Below are 621 nucleotides of genomic sequence, written 5' to 3' on the forward strand. Positions count from 1 at the left end.
CTGGAGCGACCGGTGACACAGGAGCGACCGGTGCAACCGGAGCAACAGGTGATACTGGAGCAACGGGTGCGACCGGAGCGACAGGTGACACAGGAGCAACGGGTGCGACCGGAGCGACAGGTGACACAGGAGCAACGGGTGCGACCGGAGCGACCGGTGATACTGGAGCCACGGGTGCAACTGGAGCCACAGGAGTGACCGGAGCAACAGGTGACACAGGAGCAACGGGTGCGACCGGAGCGACAGGTGACACAGGAGCAACGGGTGCGACCGGAGCGACAGGTGACACAGGAGCAACGGGCGCGACCGGAGCGACAGGTGACACAGGAGCGACCGGCGCGACCGGAGCAACAGGTGACACTGGAGCCACAGGTGCAACAGGAGCGACTGGTGATACTGGAGCAACGGGTGCAACAGGAGCGACCGGTGACACTGGAGCCACAGGTGCAACAGGAGCGACCGGTGACACTGGAGCCACAGGAGCGACCGGTGACACTGGAGCAACGGGTGCAACCGGGGCCACAGGAGTGACTGGAGCCACAGGTGATACTGGTGCAACAGGAGCGACCGGTGCAACAGGAGCGACCGGGGCCACAGGAGCGACCGGAGTGACAGGTGACA

General features: G+C 65.2%; 1 protein-coding gene. It reads left to right on the plus strand.

The genetic code is table 11. From position 1 onward, the window contains the following. A partial coding sequence (locus tag HPT30_RS00790; protein ID WP_175369667.1) for a hypothetical protein occupies positions 1–621 on the plus strand: 621 nt, incomplete at both ends.

Origin of the sequence: Paenibacillus agri, from assembly GCF_013359945.1 — a bacterium.
Classification (GTDB): Bacteria; Bacillota; Bacilli; order Paenibacillales; family Paenibacillaceae; genus Paenibacillus_AQ; species Paenibacillus_AQ agri.